Raw genomic sequence first — 5,213 nt, forward strand, 5'->3', positions numbered from 1 at the left:
GGCGACCACGGCGCTGGGCGCTGTGGCCGGGGCCGCGGTCGGCGGCGCGACCGGCGGCCTGATCGGCGCGCTGACCCACGCCGGCCACACCGAGGAGGAAGCCCACGTCTACGCCGAGGGCGTGCGCCGCGGCGGCGCGCTGGTCTCCATGCGCGTGGCCGACGACGCGGTGCCGACGGTCGAGGGCATCATGAGCCGCCATCACGGCGTCGACGCCGCCGAACGCGGCCGCGCCTACCGCGAAGCCGGCTGGAGCGGCCGCTTCGACGAACGCGCCCCGGCCTACAGCCGCGAGCAGATCGAACGCGAACGCGGGATGTACGGGCGCTGACTGACCTTCCTTCTCCCCTCGCGGGAGAAGGTGGCGCGCGGCGCGCGTCGGACGAGGGGTGTCTGCGCGACGCCTGAAAGGCCTAGCGCCCGCTCCTCGTCCTGACGCCCCGGCGCCGACACCCCTCATCCGACCGGCGGAGTTCATCCTCGGGCCGACCTTCGGTCGGACCCGGGGCCGGCCACCTTCTCCCGCAAGGGGAGAAGGAAGAGGATGGCCCCCGACCTTGACTGTCCCCGCCTCGCCCCCACCTGCGGTTAAGGGGAGCGCGTCATGGCGGAGTTTCTGCTCGAACTCGGGATCAACATCCTCGGCGGCCTGCTCGAAGGCTGCCTGACGGTGACGTTCGATCAGTGGAAACGCCCCGAGGTCAAACCCTTCATCGACCTGCACTCGCTCTAGGCGTCCGATGCTGCGCCTGCTCGAAGCCTTGCACGGACTGCTCGAGCTCCTCGCGGTCGTCGCCGAGGTCTCCGCCGTCTTCGAGCGTGGGCGGCCCGAGCCGGTCGTGACGCTCGACCTGCGCGAGCTCTAGGCCCGCCCCCGCCGATACAGCGAAATCCCGAGCCGCCTCAGGGCCTGCCCGATTGGCCGCGCTCCGGCCCGGACGCACGTAGGGCGACCGCGCCCGCGCGCCCGTGGAGGCTTCCATGACCCAGCCCCAAACTCCGCCCCGCCGGACCGTGCTGGCCGGCGGCGGCGCCCTGCTGGCGCTCGGCGCCGCGGCCTGCAAGCCGAAAGAGGCCGCGGGCGGCCCCGGCGAAAAGTCGGCCGTGCCCCTGCTGGCCGCCGCCACCGACGCCTACGTCTACGGCTATCCGCTCGTGACCATGGACACCACGCGCCGGGTGATGACCAACGTCGCCGCGGCCGAGGCCAGTCACGCGCCGATGGGCCAGTTCGCCAACATGCGCACCTATCCGACGGCCGCCTTCCGCGACGTCACCGCGCCCAACGCCGACACGCTCTACTCGTCCGCCTGGCTGGACGTGAGCCGCGAGCCGGTGGTCCTGCAGATCCCCGACGAGCACGGCCGCTACTTCCTGATGCCCATGCTGGACGGCTGGACCAACGTGTTCCAGTCGCCGGGCAAGCGCACCACCGGCACGGGGCCGCAGACCTATCTGATCAGCGGGCCGACCTGGTCGGGGACGCCGCCGGCCGGGGTGACCCAGTACAAGTCGCCCACCGACATGGTCTGGATCCTGGGCCGCACCTACGCCAGCGGCACGCCGCAGGACTACGCCGAGGTGCACAAGATCCAGGACCAGCTGAAGCTGGTCCCGCTCAGCGCCTGGGGCCAGGCCTACACGCCGCCGGCGGCGGTGGTGGACACGAGCGTCGACATGAAGACCCCGCCGCGCACCCAGGTGGAGAGCATGAGCGGCCAGGCCTTCTTCCAGCGCATGGCCGAGCTCATGAAGACCAATCCGCCGGCCGCCGCCGACGCGCCCATGGTCGCGCGCCTAGCCAAGATCGGCATCGTCCCCGGCCAGGCCTTCGACGCGACCAAGCTGGACGCCGCCACCGCCGACCAGGCCAAGGCCGCGGCCCTGAAGCAGATCACCGACCACATGCCCAAGGCCGGCAAGGACGTGAACGGCTGGACCTTCGCCTCGCCCACCGGCCAGTACGGGACCGACTATCTGCAGCGCGCCTTCATCGCCCAGGCCGGGCTGGGGGCCAACCTGCCGCAGGACGCGATCTATCCGACCGCCAAGGTCGACGCGAACAACCAGGCGCTGGACGCCTCGATCAACAACTACGTCATCCGCTTCCCGAAGGACGGCCTGCCGCCGGTCGACGGCTTCTGGTCGATCACCATGTACGACCCGAGCTACTTCTTCGTGGCCAACCCGCAGAACCGCTTCACCGTCAGCGCCCGGGACAAGCTGAAGCAGAACCCCGACGGCACCACCGACGTCTACGTCCAGGCCAAGTCGCCGGGCGCCGACAAGGCGTCGAACTGGCTGCCGGCGCCCAGCGGGCCGTTCATCCTGATGGCGCGCACCTACTGGCCCAAGCAGGCGATGATCGACGGCGGCTACGCCCTGCCCGGCGTGGCGGTGGCGGGGTCGGCGAACGTGTAGGGCCCCCAAAGATCTCCCCCCTCTGGGGGGAGCCGGCGGCTGCAAGCCGCCGTGGGGGGCTCCAGCTTGACGCGAGGACGGCCGCCGCGCCAAACGCGCGCGCTCCGCTGGAGCCCCCTCCACCGCTTCGCGGTCCCCCTCCCCCACCGCTTCGCTCGGGGGAGGATTGGAAAATTTCTCCCACCCCTGTCGGAGCCGTCCCCTTCCGTGCGTCATTCTCTCGAACGCAACCGAGGAGGACGAACCGATGCGCTTCATCGTCTTTGTGAAGGCCAACGCCGACACCGAAGCCGGGGTCATGCCCACCGAAAAGGACATGGCCGAGATGATGAGCTTCAACGAGAAGCTGGTGGCCGCCGGCCTGATGCGCGACGGCGAAGGCATGCACCCGACCAGCGCCGGCGCGCGCGTGCGCTTCAACGGCGCCGAGCGCACGGCCGAGAAGGGCCCCTTCCCGCTGAACAACACCGTGGCCGGCTTCTGGATGCTGGAGGCGGGCTCGCTGGACGAAGTCATCGAGTGGATGAAGCAGTGCCCCAACCCCACCGGCCAGACCGGCGAGCTGGAAATCCGCCAGCTGTTCGACCCCGCCGACTTCGGCGAGGCCCTGACGCCCGAGCTGATCGCCCGCGAGCAGAAGATGCGCGAGCAGGTCGGCGGCTGAAGATCTCCCCCCTCTGGGGGGAGCAGCCGGCGAAGCCGGCGTGGGGGGCTCGCCTTGGCGCGACGGAGACCGCTCCGCCAAGCTGGAGCCCCCTCCACCACCCTTCGGGTGGTCCCCCTCCCCCAGCGCTTCGCTAGGGGGAGGATCTTGAAAGGAGACCTCCCCATGCTCTCCGACCTGACCCCCGTCGCCACCGTGGCGGTCCGCGACCTGGCCGCGGCGGCGAAGTTCTACGAAGGCGTGCTGGGCCTGAAGCGCGTCGACGGCGGCCCCGACCAGGGCGTGATCACCTACGCCGCCGGCGGCGCGAGGCTGTTCGTCTACGCGTCGGCCTACGCCGGCGCCAACCAGGCCACCACCGTGACCTGGCCGTGCGGCGAGCGGCTCGACTCGCTGGTCGCGGGCCTGGCCGCCCGCGGCGTGAAGTTCGAGCACTACGACGACCTGCCCCAGACCACCCGCGAGGGCGACATCCACGTCGCCGCCGACACCCGCGTGGCCTGGTTCAAGGACCCCGACGGGACCATCCACAGCCTGGTGAACGGCTGAGGCCCGGCGTCACCGCTCCCTTGCGTCGCGCTCGGATGCCGTGTTGTTTTCCCCGCCTCGGGGGGAAGCATGACCAAGTCAAAGAGCCTGTTGGCGACGGCCGCGTTCGCCCTGCTGGCAGGATCTGTCCAGGCGCAGGACGCGCCGCCGCCGCCCGTCGCCATCCCCGTCCCCACGCGGGCGTTCGCAGACGGTCAGGCCGATCCGAAGCTTGCGACCGACCCGTTCTGCTTCTGGCGAGTGCTGCCCGCCGCCCGCAAGCTCGCCTTCTTCGCCACCGAAGAGCCCAACCAGGCGGTGCTGGCCGCACTGGTGGAACCGAACGGCCTGGACAGTGAAAGGATCGCCCGGACGTGCGGCTGGCGCACGGTCGCGGACGCTCGCATGGCCGGCGAGCGGAACGCCCGGCTCGCGGTGGCCCTGCACGCCGAACACCGGCTAACCACGCGAAGCGGGTTCACGACCGCCCAGTTGAACAGCGCATGGGACGGACTGGACGCCGACGTAAAGGCGGGACTGGCCGGCATCCTGAATAGCGGCGACCGGAACCTGGCACGCAACGCGGTCGACGCCTTCCTCAAGCTGCTCGACCGCAAGTCGGCGTCCGACCAGGAACGCTTCACGGTGTTCACCTACCTGGTCGGCCGCGCGGTCGCCCCGAACCAGTCGCTGGCCGTCGACTAGCGCCCGCCCTACCCGGTCACCACTTCAGCGACACCTTCACGCCGCCGCGGTGCTCCTGCAGACGTTCGGCGAGCGCGCCGTCGTAGGCCAGCGACACCCACACCCGCTCGGACGGCTTGAACGCCACCCCGGCCTCCAGCGTCGCCCAGGCCGACGGCAGTTCGGCGCCGTCGACCACGAAGGCCCCCGTCCCGCTCGGCGACCCGACGAAGGCGGCCGAGGCCAGGCTGTCCAGGTCGCCGGACGCGAAGGCCGCGCCGGCCCCGGCGTAGGGCTTCAGCTTGCCGCCCGCCATGGAGCGGGTGACCCGCGCCTCGAGCTCGCTCACCCACACGGTGCGCTTCACCGCGGCCACGTCCAGCGACAGGACGCCGGCGCCGGTCTCGGAATAGGCGTCCTGCTTCAGCCGCGTGCCGTTCACCGAAGCGCCGGCGTCGAGCGCGGTCGCTTCGTTCAGCTGGAAGCGGCGGCCGAAGGCGGCGGTGACGTTGGTCGTGTCGACGTCGGTGCGGCCGCTGGCCGCCAGGGTGACCGGGCCCAGGCCGATCTGGCGGTCGGTGTCGACGTCGCCGGTCAGGCGGCTGAGCGCCGCGCCGGCCCACCACGGGCCCATGTCCCAGGCGGCGTAGGCGCCCACGTGCCAGAACTGGCCGTCGGCCGAGGTCGCCCGTGCGTCGGTGTCGGAAGCCATGTCGCTGTAGCCGCCGGCGAAGCCGACCCGCCAGCCGTTCCCGGCGTCGGCGTCGAAGCCGGCCGCGAAGCCGCCGCCGCCGGTGGTCGCAGCCGCCACCCCGGCCTGGCCGTCCAGCTTGCTGTCCAGCACGAAGGCTTCCGCCCAGGCGCCGCTGGCGCCGGCCGCGCCGGTCTCGGCCGCGTTCAGCACGCCGCCCAGCAC

Annotated in this window: 7 protein-coding genes and 1 pseudogene; 7 read left to right on the forward strand and 1 reads right to left on the reverse strand. The window is 71.7% G+C overall.

What is annotated here, in order from left to right; genetic code table 11:
- The 7 genes and pseudogenes from G3573_RS19695 to G3573_RS19715 all read left to right on the forward strand — a co-directional run.
- A pseudogene (locus tag G3573_RS19695) lies at positions 1-331 on the forward strand (hypothetical protein); the annotation flags it as partial.
- Positions 332-604: 273 nt separating this feature from the next.
- Entirely contained in the window at positions 605-733 is a 129-nt protein-coding gene (locus tag G3573_RS22485; RefSeq protein WP_276208756.1) for a hypothetical protein, read from the forward strand.
- 7 nt (positions 734-740) lie between these two features.
- Entirely contained in the window at positions 741-866 is a 126-nt protein-coding gene (locus G3573_RS22490; protein WP_276208757.1) for a hypothetical protein, read from the forward strand.
- Between the two features lie 115 nt (positions 867-981).
- Entirely contained in the window at positions 982-2,421 is a 1,440-nt protein-coding gene (locus G3573_RS19700) for a DUF1254 domain-containing protein (RefSeq protein ID WP_163263379.1), read from the forward strand.
- 247 nt (positions 2,422-2,668) lie between these two features.
- On the forward strand, positions 2,669-3,085 hold the full coding sequence (locus G3573_RS19705) for a YciI family protein (protein ID WP_163263380.1): 417 nt from the start codon (positions 2,669-2,671) through the stop codon (positions 3,083-3,085).
- 165 nt (positions 3,086-3,250) lie between these two features.
- Positions 3,251-3,634, forward strand: a complete 384-nt coding sequence (locus G3573_RS19710; RefSeq protein ID WP_163263381.1) for a VOC family protein — start codon at positions 3,251-3,253, stop codon at positions 3,632-3,634.
- Positions 3,635-3,703: 69 nt separating this feature from the next.
- Positions 3,704-4,318, forward strand: a complete 615-nt coding sequence (locus G3573_RS19715; protein WP_163263382.1) for a hypothetical protein — start codon at positions 3,704-3,706, stop codon at positions 4,316-4,318.
- Between the two features lie 16 nt (positions 4,319-4,334).
- On the opposite strand, the gene G3573_RS19720 is transcribed toward G3573_RS19715, so the two are convergent.
- On the reverse strand, positions 4,335-5,213 hold an 879-nt coding region (locus G3573_RS19720; RefSeq protein WP_163263383.1), incomplete at its 5' end, for an autotransporter outer membrane beta-barrel domain-containing protein.

Source organism: Caulobacter sp. 17J65-9 (genome assembly GCF_010975005.1).
GTDB lineage: Bacteria > Pseudomonadota > Alphaproteobacteria > Caulobacterales > Caulobacteraceae > 17J80-11.

Coding starts and splice junctions, on each gene's coding strand:
- G3573_RS22490 (WP_276208757.1), top strand. CDS start 741: ATGCTGCGCCTGCTCGAAGCCTTGCACGGACTGCTCGAGCTCCTCGCG.
- G3573_RS19710 (WP_163263381.1), top strand. CDS start 3,251: ATGCTCTCCGACCTGACCCCCGTCGCCACCGTGGCGGTCCGCGACCTG.
- G3573_RS19700 (WP_163263379.1), top strand. CDS start 982: ATGACCCAGCCCCAAACTCCGCCCCGCCGGACCGTGCTGGCCGGCGGC.
- G3573_RS22485 (WP_276208756.1), top strand. CDS start 605: ATGGCGGAGTTTCTGCTCGAACTCGGGATCAACATCCTCGGCGGCCTG.
- G3573_RS19715 (WP_163263382.1), top strand. CDS start 3,704: ATGACCAAGTCAAAGAGCCTGTTGGCGACGGCCGCGTTCGCCCTGCTG.
- G3573_RS19705 (WP_163263380.1), top strand. CDS start 2,669: ATGCGCTTCATCGTCTTTGTGAAGGCCAACGCCGACACCGAAGCCGGG.